Annotated in this window: 21 protein-coding genes; 11 read left to right on the top strand and 10 right to left on the bottom strand. The window is 65.8% G+C overall.

The features are described from left to right. The first annotated feature begins 127 nt into the window (after positions 1 to 127). Positions 128 to 1,588 (top strand): amino acid permease, encoded by a 1,461-nt coding sequence (locus NIBR502770_RS14395; protein WP_141159452.1) that lies wholly within the window; start codon positions 128 to 130, stop codon positions 1,586 to 1,588. 102 nt (positions 1,589 to 1,690) lie between these two features. On the opposite strand, the gene NIBR502770_RS14390 is transcribed toward NIBR502770_RS14395, so the two are convergent. Next, positions 1,691 to 2,428, bottom strand: coding sequence for a dienelactone hydrolase family protein (locus NIBR502770_RS14390; RefSeq protein ID WP_141182382.1), 738 nt, complete (start codon positions 2,426 to 2,428; stop codon positions 1,691 to 1,693). Between the two features lie 126 nt (positions 2,429 to 2,554). On the opposite strand from NIBR502770_RS14390, the gene NIBR502770_RS14385 reads away from it, so the two are divergent. Continuing rightward, positions 2,555 to 3,610, top strand: coding sequence for a DNA polymerase IV (locus NIBR502770_RS14385; RefSeq protein WP_141183450.1), 1,056 nt, complete (start codon positions 2,555 to 2,557; stop codon positions 3,608 to 3,610). A 160-nt stretch (positions 3,611 to 3,770) separates the two neighbouring features. Here NIBR502770_RS14385 and NIBR502770_RS14380 read toward each other — a convergent pair whose 3' ends face one another. Continuing rightward, on the bottom strand, positions 3,771 to 3,947 hold the full coding sequence (locus NIBR502770_RS14380) for a CsbD family protein (RefSeq protein ID WP_043452369.1): 177 nt from the start codon (positions 3,945 to 3,947) through the stop codon (positions 3,771 to 3,773). Positions 3,948 to 4,071: 124 nt separating this feature from the next. Here NIBR502770_RS14380 and NIBR502770_RS14375 point away from each other — a divergent pair, with 124 nt between their 5' ends. The 4 genes from NIBR502770_RS14375 to NIBR502770_RS14360 all read left to right on the top strand — a co-directional run bounded on the left by NIBR502770_RS14375 (position 4,072) and on the right by NIBR502770_RS14360 (position 7,773). Next, positions 4,072 to 4,746 carry a pentapeptide repeat-containing protein gene (locus NIBR502770_RS14375; RefSeq protein ID WP_141182381.1) on the top strand — a complete coding sequence of 225 codons (675 nt, stop codon included), beginning with the start codon at positions 4,072 to 4,074 and terminating at the stop codon, positions 4,744 to 4,746. A gap of 118 nt (positions 4,747 to 4,864) precedes the next feature. Then, positions 4,865 to 6,091, top strand: coding sequence for an acetyl-CoA C-acyltransferase (locus tag NIBR502770_RS14370; protein ID WP_141182380.1), 1,227 nt, complete (start codon positions 4,865 to 4,867; stop codon positions 6,089 to 6,091). Continuing rightward, positions 6,091 to 6,897, top strand: coding sequence for an enoyl-CoA hydratase/isomerase family protein (locus NIBR502770_RS14365; protein WP_141159456.1), 807 nt, complete (start codon positions 6,091 to 6,093; stop codon positions 6,895 to 6,897). The genes NIBR502770_RS14370 and NIBR502770_RS14365 overlap by 1 nt, the downstream gene beginning before the upstream one ends. A gap of 3 nt (positions 6,898 to 6,900) precedes the next feature. Further along, positions 6,901 to 7,773 carry a 3-hydroxyacyl-CoA dehydrogenase family protein gene (locus NIBR502770_RS14360; RefSeq protein WP_141182379.1) on the top strand — a complete coding sequence of 291 codons (873 nt, stop codon included), beginning with the start codon at positions 6,901 to 6,903 and terminating at the stop codon, positions 7,771 to 7,773. Here the strand turns inward: NIBR502770_RS14360 and NIBR502770_RS14355 are convergent. Further along, complete coding sequence (locus NIBR502770_RS14355) at positions 7,770 to 8,738, bottom strand: IS481 family transposase (RefSeq protein ID WP_141182378.1); 969 nt, start codon at positions 8,736 to 8,738, stop codon at positions 7,770 to 7,772. The genes NIBR502770_RS14360 and NIBR502770_RS14355 overlap by 4 nt on opposite strands. A 139-nt stretch (positions 8,739 to 8,877) precedes the next feature. After that, positions 8,878 to 9,111: a DUF6480 family protein gene (locus tag NIBR502770_RS14350; RefSeq protein ID WP_141182377.1), complete on the bottom strand. Its 234-nt coding sequence runs from the start codon at positions 9,109 to 9,111 to the stop codon at positions 8,878 to 8,880. A gap of 72 nt (positions 9,112 to 9,183) precedes the next feature. On the opposite strand from NIBR502770_RS14350, the gene NIBR502770_RS14345 reads away from it, so the two are divergent. Beyond that, positions 9,184 to 9,792: a GNAT family N-acetyltransferase gene (locus NIBR502770_RS14345; RefSeq protein ID WP_141182376.1), complete on the top strand. Its 609-nt coding sequence runs from the start codon at positions 9,184 to 9,186 to the stop codon at positions 9,790 to 9,792. Between the two features lie 7 nt (positions 9,793 to 9,799). On the opposite strand, the gene NIBR502770_RS14340 is transcribed toward NIBR502770_RS14345, so the two are convergent. Next, entirely contained in the window at positions 9,800 to 10,717 is a 918-nt protein-coding gene (locus tag NIBR502770_RS14340; RefSeq protein WP_246857291.1) for an SGNH/GDSL hydrolase family protein, read from the bottom strand. A 147-nt stretch (positions 10,718 to 10,864) separates the two neighbouring features. On the opposite strand from NIBR502770_RS14340, the gene NIBR502770_RS14335 reads away from it, so the two are divergent. Both NIBR502770_RS14335 and NIBR502770_RS14330 read left to right on the top strand, forming a co-directional pair. After that, the gene (locus NIBR502770_RS14335) at positions 10,865 to 11,584 is read left to right on the top strand and encodes a tyrosine-protein phosphatase (RefSeq protein ID WP_256371916.1); all 720 of its coding nucleotides are present in this window, start codon (positions 10,865 to 10,867) and stop codon (positions 11,582 to 11,584) included. 95 nt (positions 11,585 to 11,679) lie between these two features. Continuing rightward, positions 11,680 to 13,794, top strand: a complete 2,115-nt coding sequence (locus NIBR502770_RS14330; RefSeq protein WP_246857290.1) for a S1 family peptidase — start codon at positions 11,680 to 11,682, stop codon at positions 13,792 to 13,794. Here NIBR502770_RS14330 and NIBR502770_RS14325 read toward each other — a convergent pair. Continuing rightward, positions 13,791 to 14,261 (bottom strand): PaaI family thioesterase, encoded by a 471-nt coding sequence (locus NIBR502770_RS14325; protein WP_141182373.1) that lies wholly within the window; start codon positions 14,259 to 14,261, stop codon positions 13,791 to 13,793. The genes NIBR502770_RS14330 and NIBR502770_RS14325 overlap by 4 nt on opposite strands. A gap of 142 nt (positions 14,262 to 14,403) precedes the next feature. Between NIBR502770_RS14325 and paaZ the strand changes: the two genes are divergently transcribed. After that, positions 14,404 to 16,515, top strand: a complete 2,112-nt coding sequence (gene paaZ, locus NIBR502770_RS14320; protein WP_141182372.1) for a phenylacetic acid degradation bifunctional protein PaaZ — start codon at positions 14,404 to 14,406, stop codon at positions 16,513 to 16,515. 166 nt (positions 16,516 to 16,681) lie between these two features. Beyond that, positions 16,682 to 17,089, top strand: a complete 408-nt coding sequence (locus NIBR502770_RS14315; RefSeq protein WP_141182371.1) for a VOC family protein — start codon at positions 16,682 to 16,684, stop codon at positions 17,087 to 17,089. An 85-nt stretch (positions 17,090 to 17,174) separates the two neighbouring features. Here the strand turns inward: NIBR502770_RS14315 and NIBR502770_RS14310 are convergent, their stop codons facing one another. The 4 genes from NIBR502770_RS14310 to NIBR502770_RS14295 all read right to left on the bottom strand — a co-directional run bounded on the left by NIBR502770_RS14310 (position 17,175) and on the right by NIBR502770_RS14295 (position 20,141). Further along, complete coding sequence (locus NIBR502770_RS14310) at positions 17,175 to 17,480, bottom strand: hypothetical protein (protein ID WP_141159465.1); 306 nt, start codon at positions 17,478 to 17,480, stop codon at positions 17,175 to 17,177. 103 nt (positions 17,481 to 17,583) lie between these two features. After that, positions 17,584 to 18,213 (bottom strand): TetR/AcrR family transcriptional regulator, encoded by a 630-nt coding sequence (locus NIBR502770_RS14305; protein ID WP_141182370.1) that lies wholly within the window; start codon positions 18,211 to 18,213, stop codon positions 17,584 to 17,586. 91 nt (positions 18,214 to 18,304) lie between these two features. Then, entirely contained in the window at positions 18,305 to 19,657 is a 1,353-nt protein-coding gene (paaK, locus tag NIBR502770_RS14300; RefSeq protein WP_141182369.1) for a phenylacetate--CoA ligase PaaK, read from the bottom strand. 7 nt (positions 19,658 to 19,664) lie between these two features. Beyond that, entirely contained in the window at positions 19,665 to 20,141 is a 477-nt protein-coding gene (locus NIBR502770_RS14295) for a hotdog fold thioesterase (protein WP_141182368.1), read from the bottom strand. Between the last annotated feature and the right edge of the window lie 57 nt (positions 20,142 to 20,198).

Raw genomic sequence — 20,198 nt, 5'->3', positions numbered from 1 at the left:
GTGAAGCTTCGGCAGTTCGGCCGATTCACCCTCACATCTGCTGGTCCGCAGGCCTAAAGGCCGAATTTTGTGAGCTTGATCATACGAAGACCGGATGCGGCCAACCCCCAACCCACAAGGAACAGTTGTGCCTCAAAGTACCCCCACAGAACTAAAGAACAGCGCGGCGCCATCCTCCGCCGTCGACCCCTCCCTCAGCGCCGAGGGATACAAAAAGACGCTTGGCCGACGCCACGTCACCATGATCGCCATGGGCGGCGCAATCGGCGTCGGCCTCTTCATGGGCGCCGGCGGACGCCTCGCCTCCACCGGCCCCGCCCTGATCTTCTCCTACGCCATCGCCGGCGTCATCGCCTACCTGCTCATGCGGGCCCTGGGCGAGCTCATCATGTACCGCCAGACCTCCGGCTCGTTCGTCAGCTACGCCGGCGAGATGTTCGGCAAGAAGGGCGCCTTCCTCTCCGGGTGGATGTACTTCATCAACTGGGCCATGACCGGCATCGCCGAGCTCATCGCGATCGGCCTGTACTTCCAGTTCTTCTTCCCCAACGTCCCCGTTGAACTGTCCGCCATCGCAGCGCTGGTGCTGCTGGTGGCCGTGAACCTGTTCAGCGTGAAGGCTTTCGGTGAATTCGAATTCTGGGCTTCCGTCCTGAAGGTCGCCGCCATCGTCATCTTCCTGGCCGTGGGCACCTTCATGGTGGTCACCAACGCCAAGGTGGGCGGGGGCCACGCATCAGTGAACAACCTCTTCGCGGCCGACGGCGGCATGTTCCCCAAGGGCGCCCTGGTGATGATCCTGGTCCTGAACGCCGTGATCTTTGCCTACAACGCCATCGAGCTGGTGGGCATCACCGCGGGCGAGATGCAGAACCCGGAACGCGAAGTTCCCAAGGCGATCCGCGCCGTCGTCCTCCGCATTGTCGTGTTCTACGTCGGCTCCGTGACCTTGCTTGCCATGCTGCTTCCCTCGGACCAGTACCATGCCGGCACCTCCCCGTTCGTCACCGTCTTCGGCCAGATGGGCTTGGGCTGGATGGGCGATGTCATGAACATGATCGTCATCACCGCTGCACTGTCCTCGTGCAACTCAGGCCTGTACTCGATCGGCCGGATCTTCCGGACCATGGCCAACAACGGCCACGCCCCGCAGTGGCTGACCCGCATGTCCACCCGCCACGTGCCCTACGCGGCGATCCTGGCCATCGGCGGCGTCTACCTGGTGGGCATCCTCCTCAACATCTGGCTGGGCGGTTCCCACGCATTCGACCTCGCCCTGAACACCGCCTCCATCGGCGTGATCTTCACCTGGGGTTCCATTTTCGCCAGCCAGATCGCGCTGCGGAAGAAAAAGGGCAACGTCTCCAGCCTGCCCATGCCGGGCTCGCCCTGGACCAGCTGGGCCGGACTCGTCGCCCTGCTCGTCATCACCGTGCTCATCGGCTTCGACACCATGACCAGCAAGGACGGCGAGGTCTTCTACCTGGGCCTCTGGACGCTGGCCACCATTCCGTTCTTCGCCGTGGTCCTTTGGCTGGGCTGGCAGAAGGTCAAGGACAACCAGCCCAAGAGCGAGCTCTTCAGCTAGGTTTTTCCGGACTGCGTTCGACGGCGGGCCGACCCCTTGGAGGGGCGGCGCGCCGTCGGCGTTTCCACAGGGTGCCGGGATGGGTCCAGCCTGCTGGCTGCCTCAGTCCTTCAGGTACTTGGCGAAGTGGTCCTCGATGCGCCGCCAGGCCTCGGGGGCGGATGCCGGGTCCGGCCCCACGCCCATGACCCGCATCAGCGGGCGGAGGAGTACCGGTCCGATTTCTTCGTCATTGAGGAAAGCGTGGCCTGCGCCGGGAAACTCCTTCACGCTGTGCTCGATGCCCCACTGGTCCAGGGCTGATTCGAGGCGCGCCGCGGCCCCCTTCAGGGACCTGTCCGCTCCGCCGTAGTTGGCCACGATGGGGCAGGAGCCACGCAGTGCCTCCACCAGGTCCTGCTGTTCCTTGCCCGGGAGCCGGCCGTAGTTGACGGAGGCGGCATCGAACCCGTCGCGCGCGGTGAGCAGGGCAAAGCCGCCGCCCATGCAGAATCCGATTACCCCGGTCCTGCCATTGCCCAGCTCGGACTGCGCCAGCCAGGTCCGGGCTGTGGCGATGTCGGTGAAAGGCCTGCCGGCGCGGGCCGCCATGGCCCGCATGGTTCCCACCAGGCACCGCCGCGGGCCGCCGTCACTGTACAGGTCCAAGGCCAGGGTAAGGTATCCGGCCTTTGCCAGCCGGTCCGCGTGCCGCCGGGTCTGGCCATCCAGGCCGAACGCTTCATGGATCATCACGACGCCGGGAAAAGGACCCTGTCCAGCAGGTACGGCGAGGTAGCCGTTCAGGGAGGGCGAGCCGCCGGCAGCGGCGCTCTCCGCACTCAGGTCTACGTTCGTCATGGGCCAAGGCTAACCGGCCGGTCCGGGGATGTCTCGCCGGTTGCGCCCGGGAATTGCTACGGCGGGTGGCCGGGGTGGTGCCGGGCGGTCCGCCGGGGCAGACTGGGGCCTGTGAGCGAACCGTGGGTGCTGCATGTGGACCTGGACCAGTTCATCGCGGCCGTCGAGGTGCTGCGCCGCCCCGAGCTGGCGGGCCGGCCGGTTATCGTAGGCGGCCGTGGCGATCCTGCCGAGCGTGCTGTGGTGTCCACAGCGTCCTACGAAGCACGTGCCTACGGCGTGGGATCGGGCATGCCGCTGCGGATCGCGGCGCGAAAAGTGCCGGACGCGGTGATCCTGCCCGTGGACCATGACGCCTATCTTGAAGCGTCCGGGAAGGTCATGGCGGTGCTCCGTTCACAGCCGGGAACCACGGTCCAGGTGCTTGGCTGGGACGAGGCGTTCGTAGGCCTTGAAACGTCTGATCCGGAGGCCTTCGCCCGCCAACTCCAGCAGGCTGTCCTGGCTGAAACCCGGCTGCACTGCAGCGTCGGCATCGGCGACACCCTGGTCCGTGCCAAGGTTGCCACCACATTCGGTAAACCCGCCGGTGTTTTCCGGCTCACGGAGGACAACTGGCTTGAGGTCATGGGGGAGCGGCCCACGATTGAGCTGTGGGGTGTGGGAAAGGCGGTATCCCGCCGCCTCGCCACCTTGGGCATCAAGACCGTTTCTGGACTGGCAGCGGCCAACACCGCTGACCTGGTTTCCGAATTCGGTCCAAAAATGGGGCCCTGGTATGCACAGCTTGGCCGGGGCGACGGTTCCCGGACCGTCGATGACACCCCTTGGGTGGCCCGGGGGCACAGCCGTGAAACCACCTTCCAGCGGGACCTCACGGAGCCACGGCAGCTCGACGACGCCGTCCGCGAGCTGGCCGCGCACGTCATGGAGGATGTCGCTGCCGAGGGGCGACCCGTGGTGGGGCTGACGTTGAAGGTGCGCTACGCCCCGTTCACCACCAAGACGTATGGCCGGAAAATCCCGGAGACCACCGATGCCACAGAGGTGTTGGCCAAGGCCCTTGAGCTGGCGGCGAAGATCGAGCCGGGGCGTCCTGTCCGGCTCCTCGGGCTGCGGGCAGAGATGACGATGCCGGACGACTCGCGGCAGGGGCACACACCCACCCGCAGCGGCTGGTAACCCCATCCATTGCTCCGTACCTGTCGTTTTCAGTGCCTCAAAACGACAGGTACCCGGCAGTCGATGGTTCGGTGACAGCGAAACGGCGGCAGATCCAGTGGATCCGCCGCCGTTTTGGGCTGTGGCAGCACGCCGTTCACTGCGGCTGCCCCAGCAAGGACTAGTCGCGCTTGAATTCGTCCTTCACGCTCTCGCCCACCTTTTTGGCGTCTGCCTTGACCTGGTCGGCCTGGCCTTCTGCCTTCAGGCGGTCGTTGTCGGTCGCGTTGCCTGCAGCTTCCTTGGCCTTGCCGCCAAGGTCCTCTGCCGCGTTACTGATCTTGTCTCCGAGGCCCATGGTTCCGGCCTCCTTTCGTTTCCGTCGATCAACCGTGCCCCTTCACGATAAGCAAAGCCTGCTTACTATTTCAAGCCCTCCCGCGCGGTGTTCCTTGTCGGGGGCCGGGGCTAGGCTCGGGGATATGGACAAAGTGCGTGGCAAGCGCCCGGCAGCAGTTGCGGCACCCAGGCTCTCCCCCGTGGAGTTGCCGGGCCTCGAGGACTCGCCGGTAGTCGCTATCCAGCATGCCGGCAGGCATGACAACGTGCGGTTCAGCCGTATCGACGGGGATGGGTTGGAGCTTGGCGGAACGGTCTTTTCCGAATGCCTTTTTGAGGGTGCTTCCTTCAACGAGGCACAGCTTCGGGGTGCCTCGTTCCGCGACAGCATCCTGGGGGAGTTGTATGCACCCGTGTTCCGCGGTGCCCGCAGCACCTGGCGCGAGGTTGAGTTCCGCAATCCGCGCCTGGGCTCCGCCGAACTCTATGAGAGTGGCTGGCAGTCCGTCCGGATCGACGGCGGCAAGGTGGACTTCCTCAACCTCCGCGGGGCCAAGCTCACCGACGTGCTGATCAGCGGCTGCATCATCAACGAGTTGGACCTGGGGGCTGCCACGGCTACAAGGGTGAAGCTGGAGGACTGCACCATTGGATCGCTGGACCTGGCCGGAGCCACATTGAAGGATTTCGACCTCAGGGGCACGGAATTCCGTAAGATCAGCGGCCTGGGCAGCCTGTCCGGGCTGGTCATCGACGAGTACCAGTTGGGCCTTCTGGCGCCCCTGATCGCGGCGCACCTGGGGGTGACCGTCCTGTAACCGGATGCGCAGCATGACCCTGCCGTGTACCATTTACAGAACGAACGGTCGGTAAGTGGAGCATTCTGCGGTGCCGGCCGCCGATGACAGTGCTGTTTATCGCGTGAAGGGTGTTTCCATGGCTGCAACCGCAAGTCCGCAGGCTTTCCTTGTTGGCGGCGTCCGAACGCCCGTGGGCAGGTACGGAGGGGCGTTGTCCGCCGTGCGGCCGGATGACCTCGCTGCCCTCGTGGTCCGCGAAGCCGTGGCACGCGCCGGCCTGGACCCGGAAAGCATTGACGAAGTCATCCTTGGCAACGCCAACGGCGCCGGCGAGGAGAACCGCAACGTGGCCCGGATGGCCACCCTGCTGGCCGGACTGCCCCTGCATATTCCGGGAATCACGGTGAACCGGCTCTGCGCTTCCGGCCTCAGTGCCATCATCCAGGCCAGCCACATGATCAAGGCCGGCGCAGCTGACATTGTGATCGCCGGCGGGGTGGAGTCCATGAGCCGCGCCCCCTGGGTCCAGGAAAAGCCCACCAGCGCTTTCGCCAAGCCGGGCCAGATCTTCGACACCTCCATCGGCTGGCGTTTCACCAATCCCCACTTCCAGCACGGCGGCCTGTCCCGGGACGGCAAGATGACCTACTCCATGCCGGAAACGGCGGAGGAAGTAGCCCGGGTGGACGGCATCTCCCGTGCGGACGCTGACGCATTCGCCGTCCGTTCCCACCAGCTCGCTCTGGACGCCATCGAGGGGGGCCGGTTCAAGGACGAAATCGTGCCCGTCACAGTCAAGACCCGCAAGTCGGAAACCGTGGTGGACACCGACGAGGGCCCGCGCGCCGGTACCAGCATGGACGTTCTCGCGAAGCTTAAGCCCGTGGCGCACGGCGGTTCCGTGGTGACGGCCGGGAACTCCTCGTCCCTGAACGACGGCGCCTCCGCCATCATCATCGCCTCGGAAGCAGCCATTGAGCGGCTTGGCCTCATTCCGCGCGCCCGCATCGTCGACGGCGCCTCTGCCGGCTGTGAGCCCGAAATCATGGGGATCGGCCCCGTGCCCGCCACCCAAAAGGTGCTCAAGCGAAGCGGCCTGAGCGTCGGCGACCTGTCCGCCGTCGAGCTTAATGAAGCTTTTGCCACGCAGTCCCTGGCCTGCATCCGCCGGCTTGGGCTGGAACCGGAGATCGTGAACCGGGACGGCGGCGCGATCGCCCTGGGGCACCCCCTCGGCTCCAGCGGGTCGCGGATTGCCATCACCCTGCTGGGGCGGATGGAACGCGAGGACGCGAAGTTCGGGCTGGCCACCATGTGCGTCGGCGTGGGACAGGGCACTGCGATGCTGCTGGAGAAAATCTGATGGCGGCACCGGTGGACCTCGCGGCCGGGAACTTCTCCGCGCTCCTCGTTGAGGAGCGCGAGGACCGGGTGGTGGTGCTGCTCAACAGGCCCCAGGTCAAGAACGCGATCGACCAGCAGATGGTGGACGAACTCCACACCGTCTGCGCAGCCCTGGAACAAAACCCCAAGGTGCTGATCATCGCCGGCGTGGACGGGGTCTTCGCCTCCGGTGCCGATATTGCCCAGCTGCGCGAACGCCGGCGGGACGACGCCCTGCAGGGCATCAACTCCACCATCTTCGTCCGGATCGCCAAGTTGCCCATGCCGGTCATCGCCGCACTGGACGGCTACTGCCTGGGCGGCGGCGCGGAACTTGCCTACGCCGCAGACTTCCGCATCGGCACCCCCAACGTCCGCATCGGCAATCCGGAAACGGGGCTGGGGATCCTGGCCGCCGCCGGCGCCAGCTGGCGGCTCCGGGAACTCGTGGGCGAGCCACTGGCCAAGCAGATCCTGCTGGCGGGGCTGGTCCTTGGCGCCGACGAAGCCAAGGCCGCCAACCTCATCACGGAAATCCACGACCCCGCCGATCTCCTGGACGCGGCGCACAGCCTGGCCAACAGGATCGGGCGGCAGGATCCGCTGGCCGTCCGCATCACCAAATCCGTGTTCCACGCACCCGCAGAAGCGCATCCGCTCATCGACCAGCTGGCCCAGGGCATCCTCTTCGAGTCCCAGGCCAAATTCGACCGGATGCAGGCGTTCCTGGACCGCAATGCAGCGAAGAAGGCAGCCGCCTCCGCCAACCCCGCCGACGGAAAGTAGACCATGAGTAATTCATCAGTAGCCCCCGGCCTTCCCCCCTTCGTCGGCGTCCTGGGTGGCGGCCGCATGGGCGCGGGCATCGCGCACGCCTTCCTGATCAAGGGCGCCAACGTGCTGGTGGTGGAGCGCGACGACGTTTCCGCCGAGGCCGCGCAGGAACGCGTGCAGTCCGCAGCGTTGAAGAGCATCGAACGGGGTGCAGTGGATGCCAACTTCGAAGAGCTTGTGACCCGGCTGACGGTCAGCACCGACTATGACGCTTTCAAAGACCGCCAGCTGGTGGTCGAAGCCGTCCCCGAAGACTGGGACCTCAAAGTCACGGCATTGAGGGGAATTGAGGAACGGCTGGGGCAGGACAGCTACATCGCGTCGAACACCTCTTCGCTGTCCGTCAACGGATTGGCCCGTGAACTGAAGCGGCCTGCGAACTTCCTTGGCCTGCATTTCTTCAACCCGGTACCGGCATCCACGCTTATCGAGGTGGTGCTGGGCGAACGTACGTCTCCCGAACTTGCTGCCACGGCCAAAACCTGGGTTGAGGCACTGGGCAAGACCGCCGTCGTCGTCAACGATGCTCCGGGGTTTGCCTCCTCCCGCCTTGGCGTGGCCATTGCGTTGGAAGCGATGCGGATGGTGGAGGAGGGCGTGGCATCGGCGGAAGACATCGATGCCGCCATGGTGCTGGGCTACAAACACCCCACCGGGCCGCTGAAAACCACTGACATTGTGGGCCTGGACGTCCGCCTGGGCATCGCCGAATACCTGCACTCGACGCTGGGGGAGCGGTTCGCGCCGCCGCAGATCCTGCGCGACAAGGTGGCGCGCGGTGAACTCGGCCGCAAAACCGGCAAGGGGTTCTTTGACTGGCCCAGCTAGGTGTATTGACCTGAGAGGTTGATGACGCGGCTGGCTGGTGTCTGACCTTTGAGTGCAGTGTGGGCTCGATGGTGATTGTAAGCATGGAGCCAGTCGGGGAAAGCAGCAACTCGCTCGGCTTCTGAGCGGTAGGGGCGGATGTAGGCCCATTCCTCAAGCATGGTGCGGTTGAACCGTTCGACTTTGCCGTTGGTTTGTGGTCTGTAGGGGCGGGTGCGTTTGTGTTTGATATTCGGACCCAGCGCTTCGGCGAAAGCATGGGACCGGTAGCAGTTCCCGTTGTCAGTCAGAACACGTTGGACGGTAACTCCGTGTTCTTTGAACCAGGCGTTTGCCCGCACCCAGAAGCCTGCTGCCGTTTCCTTGGGTTCGTCAGTGAGGATCTCGGTGTAAGCCAGTCGTGAGTGGTCATCCACGGCATTGTGGAGGTAGTGGTAGCCGGGCCGGCGGTTGGCCTTGATGCCGGTCTTGTTCTTCCAGCCAGCGGTCCTGCCCACGACTCGATGTCCGCCGCCATCGGGGATCCGGCCCAGCTTCTTGATGTCCACGTGGACCAAATCCCCCGGCCTGTCGTGTTCATAACGGCGGATCACTCGTCCTGTGCCGCGATCGAGCCAGGTTAGTTTCGCCAGCCGGTAGCGGGACAGTACCCGGTGGACGGTCGAGGGGTGCAGACCCAGCAGATAGCCGATCCTGGCAGGGCCCCACCGGCGGTTCACACGCACGGCGATGATCCTCCGTTCGGTACGCGTAGCAGTCCTGCGGGGCGAGGAATGTGGCCGACTCGAACGGTCCACCATTCCTTCGGGTCCCTCCTCGCGGTAGCGCTTCGCCCAACGTTCAGCAGTCGGGACCGAAACCTGAAACCGCTCCGCGGCACGGCGCAGGCTCCAGCACTGATCAACAACACACTGCGCGAGCTGTAACCGGCCACGAGGAGTGAGGAAAGCATTAGGGTGGGACACGAAGACCTCCGTGTGTGGAAAAAGGACTCTAGACAAGCCCCACTCCACCCGGAGGTCTTCTTCATGTCACCAAACCACGCCGGGCGTCACTAACGTCTGTGGTCAATACAGCTAGGCTGGCCGCCGGCCGGAGCAAGGCCTAGTCAAAAAAGCCCACGATGTAGCCGATGAAGTACAGCAGGAACAGCAGCACGCCCGCTCCGATGGCCGCCAGCCAGAAGATCTGCTGACCCCGGCCGGAGCCCGGCTGGTGGGGCTCCTGCGTGCCCGCCACGGAACCTTCGCCCGGCGGGGTTTCTCCCGGCGGCACTCCACCGCCGGGCTCCAGGCCGGTGATCTTGTCGTCTTCCGGGTCCGGATTGGTTCCTGACACGTTAACTCCCTTGCTCGCGGTCTGGGTTTTCCCAGCGTAACCGGCCCCGGTGATTGGTCCTAGGCTGGTGCAGTGACTTTCCTTGAACCCCTTACCCTGACCGGCCGGCATGTAATCCTGGAGCCGCTGGCGATGGAACACCACGACGGACTGCTGGAAGCGGCCAAGGACGGCGAGCTTTGGAAGCTCTGGTACACCTCGGTTCCGGAACCGGAGGCCATGGCCGCGGAAATCCGGCGCAGGCTCGCCCTGCAGGAGCTGGGATCCATGCTGCCCTTCACAACCCGGCTCATTGATCCGGGCACGGGCGGGCCGGGCCGCATTATCGGCATGACCACCTATATGAACATCGACCCGGCCACGCCCCGGGTGGAGATCGGCTCCACCTGGAACGCGGCGTCCGTGCAGGGGACAGGGACCAATCCCGACTCAAAGCTGCTGCTGCTCCGGCATGCCTTCGAAGTGCTGGGCTGCCCGGCCGTGGAGTTCCGCACGCACTGGCTCAACCACCAGTCGCGGGACGCGATCGCACGGCTGGGCGCCAAGCAGGACGGCGTGCTCCGAAGCCATTCACGGACCAGCGACGGCAACCTGCGCAACACCGTGGTGTTCTCCATCCTGGAGCATGAATGGCCGGCGGTCCGCACCGGGCTTGAGCACCGGCTGGCCCGCCGGGGTTAGTGGGTGGCTAGGGGCGGGCGAGCTGCGTGAGCTTGACGGACGACAAGAGTGCTGCAGCGTATGCCGCATGCCCTTCCTTGGTTGGATGGAAGCTTCGGGGGTCGAATTGCGGAACCCCGCTGGCGTCCACGGACGAGGCCAGGAAAATCCAGGGGACTGCAGTGTTCACCTCATGGCCAGCAAATCCGGCGGTGACGTCGACGTACTTCGAATTGGCGCCGTACAGGATATTGGCTGTTGCAACGGACGCGGCGATGGTGGTGTTCAGCAACGCCGTTCCGCGGTTGACGAGAGCCTGATTGTCAACGGGGATAATCGGAACCCCCGCGGGGTTGAACAGGCGGGGGTAGCCGAGCACCACAATCCGCGCGCGTGGCGCCTGTTTGTGGATTGCAGAGAGCACTTTGACCAGATCTGCGCCAACGGAGGGCATGGTGGCTGCCGCAGCGTCAACGGCCTGTCCGCACGTAGCCGTTATTGAGGTGGCGCAGACGAAGAGGACGGTGTTGACGCCCACATCGTTGGCGCCGGCAGTCATGCTGACCAGCTCAGTGTCTTTGGACAAGTCCCCTGATGTGGTCAACTGGGTGAGTTGGTCTGCCACGCTGGTCACGCCGTCCCAGGTGGGCCGCGTCAGCAGGGATCCGTGGCACGCCGCATTGGCCACACGATTGACCAAGTCAGCTCCATCGACAATGTCGACGTAACCACCAGCGGTTTGAGTGCAGGGCGGGGTGGGAACAAATAGTCCGCTGGTATCGGCCCCCGTGCCCGCCGTATACGAATCACCAAGGGCAACGTAGTCAACGTCGCGCTGCGGCGTGGCTGCCTGGGCCGGAATGGCCGCAAGGCCCAGCGCTATGGCCATGCTGGCGAGGCCGGATGCAAAAGCCTTATATCGCCGTCGTGCTGCTGACCTCTTCATCTGATTCCCCTTTGAACGTGGATCTTCTGGCGTAGCTGCGTAGTTGACAGGGTATTGCCCCAGCCACGGGCCGTCATGGGGGCTTTCTACCCTTCCTGCAGAGGACTTTTGGGGGCGTCATCCAGGCGTGTGTGGTTAGCTGTGCTGGTGGGCGAACAGGGCAGGCCGGTGGGCTGGGATGGCGCCGTCAACGCGTGGCGGATATCCGGTGGAATCTACCGGATGGGGCGGCGGGAGTGGCTGACCGAAAAAGGCTGGAAACAGGCGTTCGACGACGGCGTCCGCACCGTGGTGGATCTCCGGAACCCCTCGGAGGGGCGGCGCCGGGACTCGGATCCCGTGGTTCCGGCCAGTGCCTGGGCGGCCTTCGACGTGGTCCAGGCGCCCACAGAGGAGTCGGGCGATCCGCGGTTCGCATCCGTCACCGGACCCTACCTGAACGATCCAGCCCACTATCCCGAGAATGCCAGGCTCTTCCCGGAGAAACTGGTGGGCGTCTTCCGGGCGCTGGCCCTTGCTGCACACAGGGGAGACGTCGTGCTGCACTGCGCCGCCGGGCGCGACCGCAGCGGACTGGTGGCGGCCATGATCCAGGACCTGGCGGGTGACTCCGATGAGGAAATCGCCGATGGTTACCGGCGGGCCGCCCGCGGCATCAACGGGCGCTACCGCACGCATGGGCCGCCACACAGCCGGGAGCGATACCTGACAGAGGGGGAACTTAAGCCCCTGCTGGAGCAGCGCGGGCTGGCCGTGGTGGAATTCGTCCGCAATTTGGACACCCGCGGCTACCTCCTGGCCCATGGACTGCTGGAAGCGGAGCTTGATTCTGTTTCCGACCTCGCGTTCCGGAAGATAACCTTGTGACTTAAGTTACTGAAGTGGCTGCTGATATTTGTTTGAGGCAGTTGAAGTCACAGAGCGCCTCGACGCGGGCGTGGATGAGCGGAACGGCGAGCCCCATGAAGAAGATCTTTGCCGCAGGAACCATGGCCGGCGTGATGCTGTCATTCGGGTTGGCTGCCGGACCCGCAATGGCCCAGCCCGTGCAGGCCACCCCGGATATTCCCGTGGACACCACGGGGCCCTCCAGCGCCGGTCTGGCTGAGGCGCTTCGCCGTGATCTCGGCATCAGCATGGCCCAATTCAATGCTGCCGGCGAGCTCGGCCGCCGGGCCGCTGAGGCAGCGCCCGGCTTACGGACCCTGCCTGGCTTCGTGGGCATCAGCCTGGACGCCGGCACGATCAAGGTGCAGGGTGTCGGGCCGGAGCTTCGGGCCAAAGTGGATGAACTGAACCGCTCAGGCCACCCGGACTTTGTGCTGGTTCCACCCATGGCCACGCCCGCGCCAACACCGGCTGCCCCGTCCGCCGCCGCCCTGCAGGACACGCCGCAGGCATCTCCGCCGGCACCCGTGCTCGTCGCGGGCGACATCGACCAGCTGTACAGGGCCTACCTCCGCGACGTCGGACCCCAGGGCCTCCAGGCAATCGCCTACACCGGCGGCCATTTCGTCATCCGCACAGGGTCCGTCAATACTCCTGAGTCCGGAACCCAGACAAACCAGCCGGAGGCCACCCCGGCCACCAGCGGGCCAACCGGCACCGGCAAGATGACGCCGGCGCAGTTTGTTGCCCTGTACACCAACGTAAAACTGGAGAAGGGCGCCGCGGTCAAAACCGAGGGGGATCTCCTGGGCGGACAGGGGTACTACGCCGACAACACCGCGATCTGCTCGGCCGGTTTCAGCGCGTTCAGCCCGGCGGGGCTGCCCTTGGTCCTGACTGCCGGCCACTGCACTGCTGACGGACTGGCACGGCAGGCGGCCGTGGAGCCCCCCTCGTGGGCGCCCGCCAGCGGCCCCGGTGCCGCCACGCCCCAACCGCTGCCTCCGCTGGCACCCTTGGGCACCTTTGGGTTCAGCCAGTTCGGCGGCCCCGGCAACTCGGCCGCAGCGGCGGACGGATCCGTGGCCGGAACTGATATCGCCGTCATCCAAAACATCGCACCGTCGGTGACCCCCCTGCCGGCAACCACCACCTGGGCGTCTCCGGCGGCACCGGACCCAGTCAAAATCATCGGAACCATGGCGCCCTTCCAAGGCCAGGACGTCTGCAGGTCCGGCCGCACGTCGGGCTGGAAATGCGGCACGGTCGATGCCGTGGGCATCTGGATGATGCCGGGCGAAAAGAGTCTTCCGCCCAACTACGACAACGATCTCCGGCCGGTCCGCGCCTTTGATTCATCGACGGTCAAGTCGGCCGGAGGGGACTCCGGCGGCCCGTGGATCAGCGGCAACTTTGCCGTTGGGACCCACACCGGTGCCGAGAGCGAGAACGGCGTCCAGACCCGGGCCATCGCAGCTACCCTGCAGGACGCCCTTGCGGTGCTGCCCGGCTACCAACTGGAATTGTTCCTCAACAAGCCTGCCGTCACGGCACCCGCTTCCGGGATGGCCTACCAGCCTGGCCAACAGATCAGCGGCCAGGTTCCGGCGGCTCCAGCATCTGCGGTCGCGGCAGGATCCTCGGTCCGTATCACGTTCCAGGGAAAGGATCCGTTTGAGGTGCCCGTGGACGCCGGGACGTGGACCTTCACAGCTCCGCAGGATGCGGGCACGCTGCGGTTCACCGCGGAAACGGTCAACGGGTACAGCAGGTCCGGTGCGAACAGCTTCGAATTCGCGTCCGCTTCGCCGCCGGTTCCTCCGGCCAGCCCGGCACCGACCGCGCCGCCAGCAACACCGGCCCCGTCATCACCCGCGCCAGCTACGCCCGCTCCGCCCGCTTCCACCGCGACCGTGCCTGCTCCGGCTGTCCCTGCCCCCGCAGATCCGTCACCCATGCCGCCCGCTGAAACTCCCGCCGTCGTACCTCCGCCGGCAGCCGGCCCGGCCACCAGCGCACCTCCCGCCGGACTTGCCAACACGGGCGGAAGCGGGGATGCCGGCAGCGGCGGACTGGCCTATACCGGACCATCCGGATTGGTGCCAGCGGTGGCTGGTGCGGGCGCTGCGCTGGTCATCGGGATCCTGCTGACGGTCATTGTCCGCCGCAGGAAGAGGCCGTCGGACTAGGGCCCGTGAGGGCAGCCGCCGCTGCTACTTGTGGCGCTTCTCAGCAGGTTGGTGATGCGCAGCGTGCACAGCCGCTGGCCGGCCTCGTTGGTGATCAGCACCTCGTGGGTGGTGAGTGTGCCGCCCAGGTGGATCGGCGTGGCGGTGATGGTCACCTGGCCCTCACGCGCAGAGCGGTGGTGGGTGGCGGAGACATCCACCCCCACGGCTGTCTTGCCCATGGTGCTGGCATGGATCACCGCGGCCCAGGACCCCACTGCCTCGCCCACCGCCAGGGAAGCGCCGCCGTGCAGCAGTCCGAACGACTGCCTGTTCCCCGCCACGGGCATGGTGGCCACCACGCGCTCCACGGACTCTTCCAGGATCTTCACGCCCATCTTCTCGTCCAGCTCCCCAAGGGTGATCTTCCAGAGTTCGTGCTCCGAGGGCTGGCTTCCGGCATCATCTTTCGGGGCAGGGGCGTTCATGGTTCTCCTTTGGGGCGGCCAATTCAGTGCTGGCCTTCTAGTCTGCAGCACGGCACGTCATGTATGGTGAATATATTACCGAACGGACGGTCAGTAATGACCGGCCGGTTTGCCTGCCCCCTTGTTGGAAGGACCGTCAACGATGACCACCACAGCCACAGCTCCCCAGGCCACGGTCGACACCGTGGAGACAGTGCCCAGTTTTGTCATGGACGCCTGGTGGACGCCCGACGCCGGCTCCTCGGCTTCCGCGGTCCCCGTCCGGGACGCGAGCACGGGGGAGATCCTGGCCAAGGTGAGCACGGAGGGGCTGGACCTCGGCGCCGTCGTGGAGTACGGCCGCACCACCGGCCAGGCCGGACTGGGCCAGTTGACATTCCACCAGCGCGCCCTGAAGCTCAAGGAGCTGGCGCAGTACCTCAACGCGCGCCGCGAGCACTTCTACGCTTTCTCCTACCAGACCGGTGCCACCAAGATCGACTCGATGGTGGACATCGACGGCGGCATCGGCGTCCTGTTTACCTTCGGCTCCAAGGGCCGGCGCGAACTGCCCAACGCCCAGGTGGTGGTGGACGGCCCCATGGAAGTCCTCTCCAAGGACGGGTCATTCGCCGGCGAACACATCTACACCCGCATCCCCGGCGTCGCCGTACAGATCAACGCCTTCAACTTCCCGGTCTGGGGCATGCTCGAAAAGTTCGCCCCCGCCTTCCTCGCAGGTGTCCCCACCATCGTCAAGCCGGCCACCCCAACGGGATATGTTGCCGCAGCCGTGGTCAAGGCCATCGTGGAATCCAACATCCTGCCCAAGGGCTCCCTGCAGCTCATCTCCGGGTCGGTCCGCGGCCTGCTGGACGTGCTGGATTACCGCGACCTGGTGGCCTTCACCGGTTCCGCCTCCACGGCCAAGTCCCTGAAGGCCCACCGGAACGTTGTGGAGGGCGGCGTCCGGTTCACCTCGGAGACCGACTCCCTGAACGCCGCCATCCTTGGCCCGGACGCTGTGGAGGGGACCCCGGAATTCGATGCCTTCGTCAAGTCCGTGGTCACCGAGATGACGGTCAAGGCAGGCCAAAAATGCACCGCCATCCGCCGGGCCATCGTTCCGCAGGAACTGGTGCCGGCCGTGTCCGCGGCCATCGGCAAGCGCATCGCCGAGCGCGTGGTCCTGGGTGACCCCCGCGGCGAAGGCGTCACCATGGGCGCCCTCGCGTCCGTGGAACAGCTGCAGGATGTCCGTGCCGCCGTGCAGTCAATGCTCGACGCCGGCGGTGAGCTTGCGTATGGAACGCTCGATTCGCCGTCGGTCACCTCCGCCGATGGAACAACCGGGGTAGTGGACGGTGGGGCCTTCATGGCACCAGTGGTCCTGAACTGGGACAACCCGGAAGCCGAGGCAATCCACTCGCTCGAGGCTTTCGGGCCGGTGTCCTCCGTGATCGGCTACAAGGACCTGGCCGACGCCGTCCGCCTCGCCGCCCGCGGCGGCGGTTCCCTGGTGGCCTCGGTGTGCACCAACGATCCTGAGGCGGCCCGCCAACTGGTCACCGGGATCGCAGCCCACCACGGCCGCGTCCTGATGCTCAACCGCGAGGACGCCCGCTCCTCCACGGGGCACGGCTCACCCGTTCCCCACCTGGTCCACGGCGGGCCGGGACGCGCCGGCGGCGGCGAGGAACTGGGCGGCATCCGGTCCGTGCTGCACCACATGCAGCGGACCGCCATCCAGGGCTCCCCGAACATGCTCACCGCCGTCACCGGCGTGTGGCACACCGGGGCTGACCGCAACTTCACCGTGGAGACCGAAGGAACCCACCCGTTCCGGAAGCACCTGTCCACCCTGCGGATCGGCGACGCCGTCCGCTCGGACCTCCGGCAGGTCACCCTGGAGGACATCACGGCGTTCGCCAACTCCACCGGAGACACCTTCTACGCCCACACGAACGAAGAGGCCGCGGCAGCCAACCCGATCTTCCCGGGCATCGTGGCGCACGGCTACCTGCTGCTGAGCTGGGCCGCCGGACTCTTCGTGGAGCCTGCGCCGGGCCCCGTCCTGGCCAACTACGGCCTGGAGAACGCACGCTTCACCAAGCCGGTTGCCGCCGGCGATTCCATCCGCGTGACCCTCACCGCCAAGAAGATCACGCCGCGCGAAACCGACGAATACGGTGAAGTGGCCTGGGACGCCGTGCTCACCAACCAGGATGACGAGATCGTGGCCACCTACGACGTCCTCACCCTCGTCGAAAAGTAGCCACACGTTCCATCACTTACTGTCGGTTCTTCCCACACGCCCCATCACTTCTTTGAAGAAAGTGATGGGACGTTTGGGTTTGGTGGGCGGGAGGTGATGGGGCAATTGGATGCGGTTCTTTTTGGGGCCGCCGGGCGTATGATTCTGCCCGTAGGAGGTGGCCCCAATGACCCTGAAAATGAACGCAGCCACAACCATCCTTCCTGTCGATGATGCAGCCCGTGCCCGCAGTTTCTATACCGAAAAGCTGGGGATCCCGCACCGCGGAATGACGGACGATGGCAGCGAATTGCTCGGCACCGACGGCGGGCCGCTGTTGCAGCTGATGCCGGTCTCCGACGGCAGGCATTCGGACCACACGGCGCTGAGTTTTGAGGTGGCGGACATCGAGGCTGCGGTCCGTGACATGGAGGCGCGGGGCGTCATGTTCCAGGACTACGACCTGCCCACGCTGAAGACGGAAAACCACATTTGCACCACGGCATCCGAGAAGTGCGCATGGTTCATGGACACCGAGCACAATATCCTCTGCGTCCACCAGAACCTGGGCAGCGGGCCGGAGTACCAGGTCTAGGCATTCTGCACGCTGACAAACGAAAACAGCAGGGGCGCCCCGGTCGGATCGGGGTGCCCCTGCTGTTGCAGTGGTTGCCGCGGCGTTAGCTTTCGGCGCCGCCGTGCAGGCCGTCGTCGCTGCTGTCATCCTCGCGGCCGGTGCCGTGGCCGTCTTCGCTGCGGTCGGAGAGGTCCATGTTGCCGCGGGCCTCGTCCATGGTGGGGCCGCCCGGCGGGACGCTGTAGGTGTCGGGGCGGATTCCGTGCGACTGCTCCTCGATCAGGGCCTGCTCTTCGCTGAAGCGGATTGCGTTGGCCTCGTCGCCGGCGTCGCCGGGGATGTCTTCGCGGAGCTTTGACGGATCCGGGATGATGAATCCTCCGTCGGGCTCTTCTTTATGGGTGCTCATCTTCCCTACCTCCCTGGAATCACTGGTTTCCTACCACCGTAGCCGGGGAGCCGCCAAATACCAAGCACGCTTAGTACTTTGCTGCGTCCCGGGGCTGCGTGGCCTATAAGTCTGCGTGCAGGCCGTCGAATGCCATGGAGATGACGTCGTCGGCCAGGCGCTGCGGGGAGAGGGGCCCGCCCGGCTTGTACCATTCCACGATCGAGTTGATCATGCCGAACAGGAGCCTCGTGACGGTGCGGGGATCGATGTCCTGGCGGAGCGAACCCTCGTCGCGGGCGGCCGAAATCAGCACGGCCACCTTGTGGTCGAAGGTCCGGCGGCGTTCCAGTGCGTCCCGCTCGATTTCGGTGTTGCCGCGCAGCCGCAGCAGCAGCGTAACGAAGGGCAGGCGGTCCACCAGCACCGCCACCGTTTGGCGGAGGACAAACTCCAGCCGGGCATCCGCGGCCCCTGAGGCGGCCTCCGGCTGCTCAAGGATGGACTCAAGGCCGCCGAGCGCGTGGTCAAGGGCAAGCTTGAGCAGGTCGCCCTTGGACGGCACGTGGTGGTAGATCGCGGACTTGGAGATGCCCAGGTTGTCCGCCAGGATCCCCATGGACGTGGCGTCGTAACCATGGCGGTTGAAAACGTCGACGGCGATGCGCAGCACGGACTGCTGGTCGTATCCGGGGCGGCCGCGCTTGGCGGCGCCGCCGACGGCGGGGCTGGTGGTCTGGCTGGTGCTGGGCATAGTGGCTAGTTTCTCACGAACGGTCGGTCGGTCCGGGAGCCCGGGCCGGCCGGGAGGGACCCCGGCCGGCCACGCCCCGCAGCATGTCTCACTACGCCTTGGGCCGCATGTCGTAGATACGGCGGAGCTTGCCGTTGGACCGCTCCAGCGAGCCGGGTTCCACCACGTTCACGGTGCACGAAGAACCCACGTGGATCTTGATCTGCTCCTTCAAGGTGCGCGCCGCCGTCGTGCTCTGCTCAACGGTGACCGCGTCCCGGCGCTCGATCCGGACCGTCAGCTGGTCCATGCGCTGGCCTTCCGGGCGGGTCAGTTCGAGCTGGAAATGCGGGCTCAACTCGGGGATGCGGAGGGCGATTTCCTCGATCTGGGACGGGAACAGGTTCACGCCGCGCAGGATGATCATGTCGTCGCTGCGGCCGGTGATGCGGCCCATCCTGCGGTGCGCCGGACGCGCCGATCCGGGCAGCAGGCGGGTGAGGTCCTTGGTCCGGTAGCGGATGATGGGCAGCGCTTCCTTGGTGAGCGACGTGAAGACCAGCTCGCCGTGCTCGCCGTCGCGCAGGACGTTTTCCTTGCCCGGCGCCGGGTTGAAGGCATCGATGATTTCGGGGCGGAAGTGGTCCTCCCAGATGTGGCTGCCGTCCTGGGTTTCAACGGCCTCGCCCGCCACGCCCGGGCCCATGACCTCGGACAGGCCGTAGATGTCGCACGCCTTGATGTTCATCATCACTTCGAGTTCGTGGCGCATCTCCTGGGTCCACGGCTCGGCGCCGAGGACGGCGAACTTCAGCGAGGTGGAGGCGGGGTCGATGCCCATGTGTGCCATGGCGTCGGCGATGGTGAGCAGGTACGTGGGCGTGGCAAGGATGGCGTCCGGTTTGAAGTCCTGGATCAGCTGGATCTGGCGCTCGGTCTGGCCGCCGGACATGGGGATGACGGTGCAGCCCAGGGCTTCGGCCCCCGCGTGCGCGCCGAGGCCGCCGGTGAAGAGGCCGTAGCCGTAGGCGTTGTGGACCTTCATGCCGGGGCGGATGCCGGAGGCACGGAAGCTGCGGGCAACGAGTTTGGCCCAGTCGGCCAGGTCCTGCTTGGTGTAGCCGACGACGGTGGGCCGGCCGGTGGTGCCGGAACTGGCATGGATCCGGGCTACTTGGTTCTGCGGCACCGCGAACATGCCGAACGGGTATTCCTCCCGCAGGTCGTCCTTGGTGGTGAAGGGGAAGTTGCCAAGGTCCTCGAGTTCGCGCAGGTCGCTGGGGTGGATCCCGGCTTCGTCGAACTTGCGCTTGTACAGCGGCACGCGCTCATAGGCGTAGGCCACGGTGTGCTGGAGGCGGGTGAGCTGGAGGGCCTCGAGCTCATCGCGGGAGATGGTCTCCTCGCGGTCCAGGCCAGGATCGATGCCGGCAGCGGCGGGGGTTTCGGGGGCATGCAGGGTCATGATTTTCCTACTTCTTGGGGATGGTGCGGCTGCGTCCGCGGAACTCGGCGATGAGCTCGCCCGGGCTGCTGGAACTGGGCTGGCCTTCGGGAGTCGGCGCACCGGCGTCGGCGGCGAAGATTTGGATGTCGTAAAGTCCGCTGCGGCCGGCGCTGGAGCGGCGGTCCGCGACGGCGGTGAGCACCTGGCCGCGGAAAGCGGGCTTGAGGAAATTAATGTCGACGCCGGAGGCAACGGTGATGGTGTTTTCCTCGCCGGGTGCAGGGTGGATGGGGTTGCACGCCAAGGCGAAGGCAGTGTCGCCGAAGGCGAAGATCATTCCGCCGTGGGCCATGCCGAAGCCGTTGAGCATTTCCTGCCGGAGCGTCATCCGGATGGTGGCGTGGCCGTCGCTGAGGGCGAGGACCTCGATTCCCATCCACTCGGAGGCGTAGTCGTTTTCCAGGATGGGGTGGGTAGCCCCGGAAAGTGTAGTTTCAGCCATGCGTCATTGCCTCCAGCTTTATTTACCGAATGTTCATTAGGTAATCCCATGAGGGGG

This window comes from Pseudarthrobacter sp. NIBRBAC000502770, from assembly GCF_006517815.1.
Lineage (GTDB): Bacteria > Actinomycetota > Actinomycetes > Actinomycetales > Micrococcaceae > Arthrobacter > Arthrobacter niigatensis.
The sequence above is the reverse complement of the archived record's forward strand: the minus strand, read 5'-3'. Positions and strand labels throughout refer to the sequence as shown.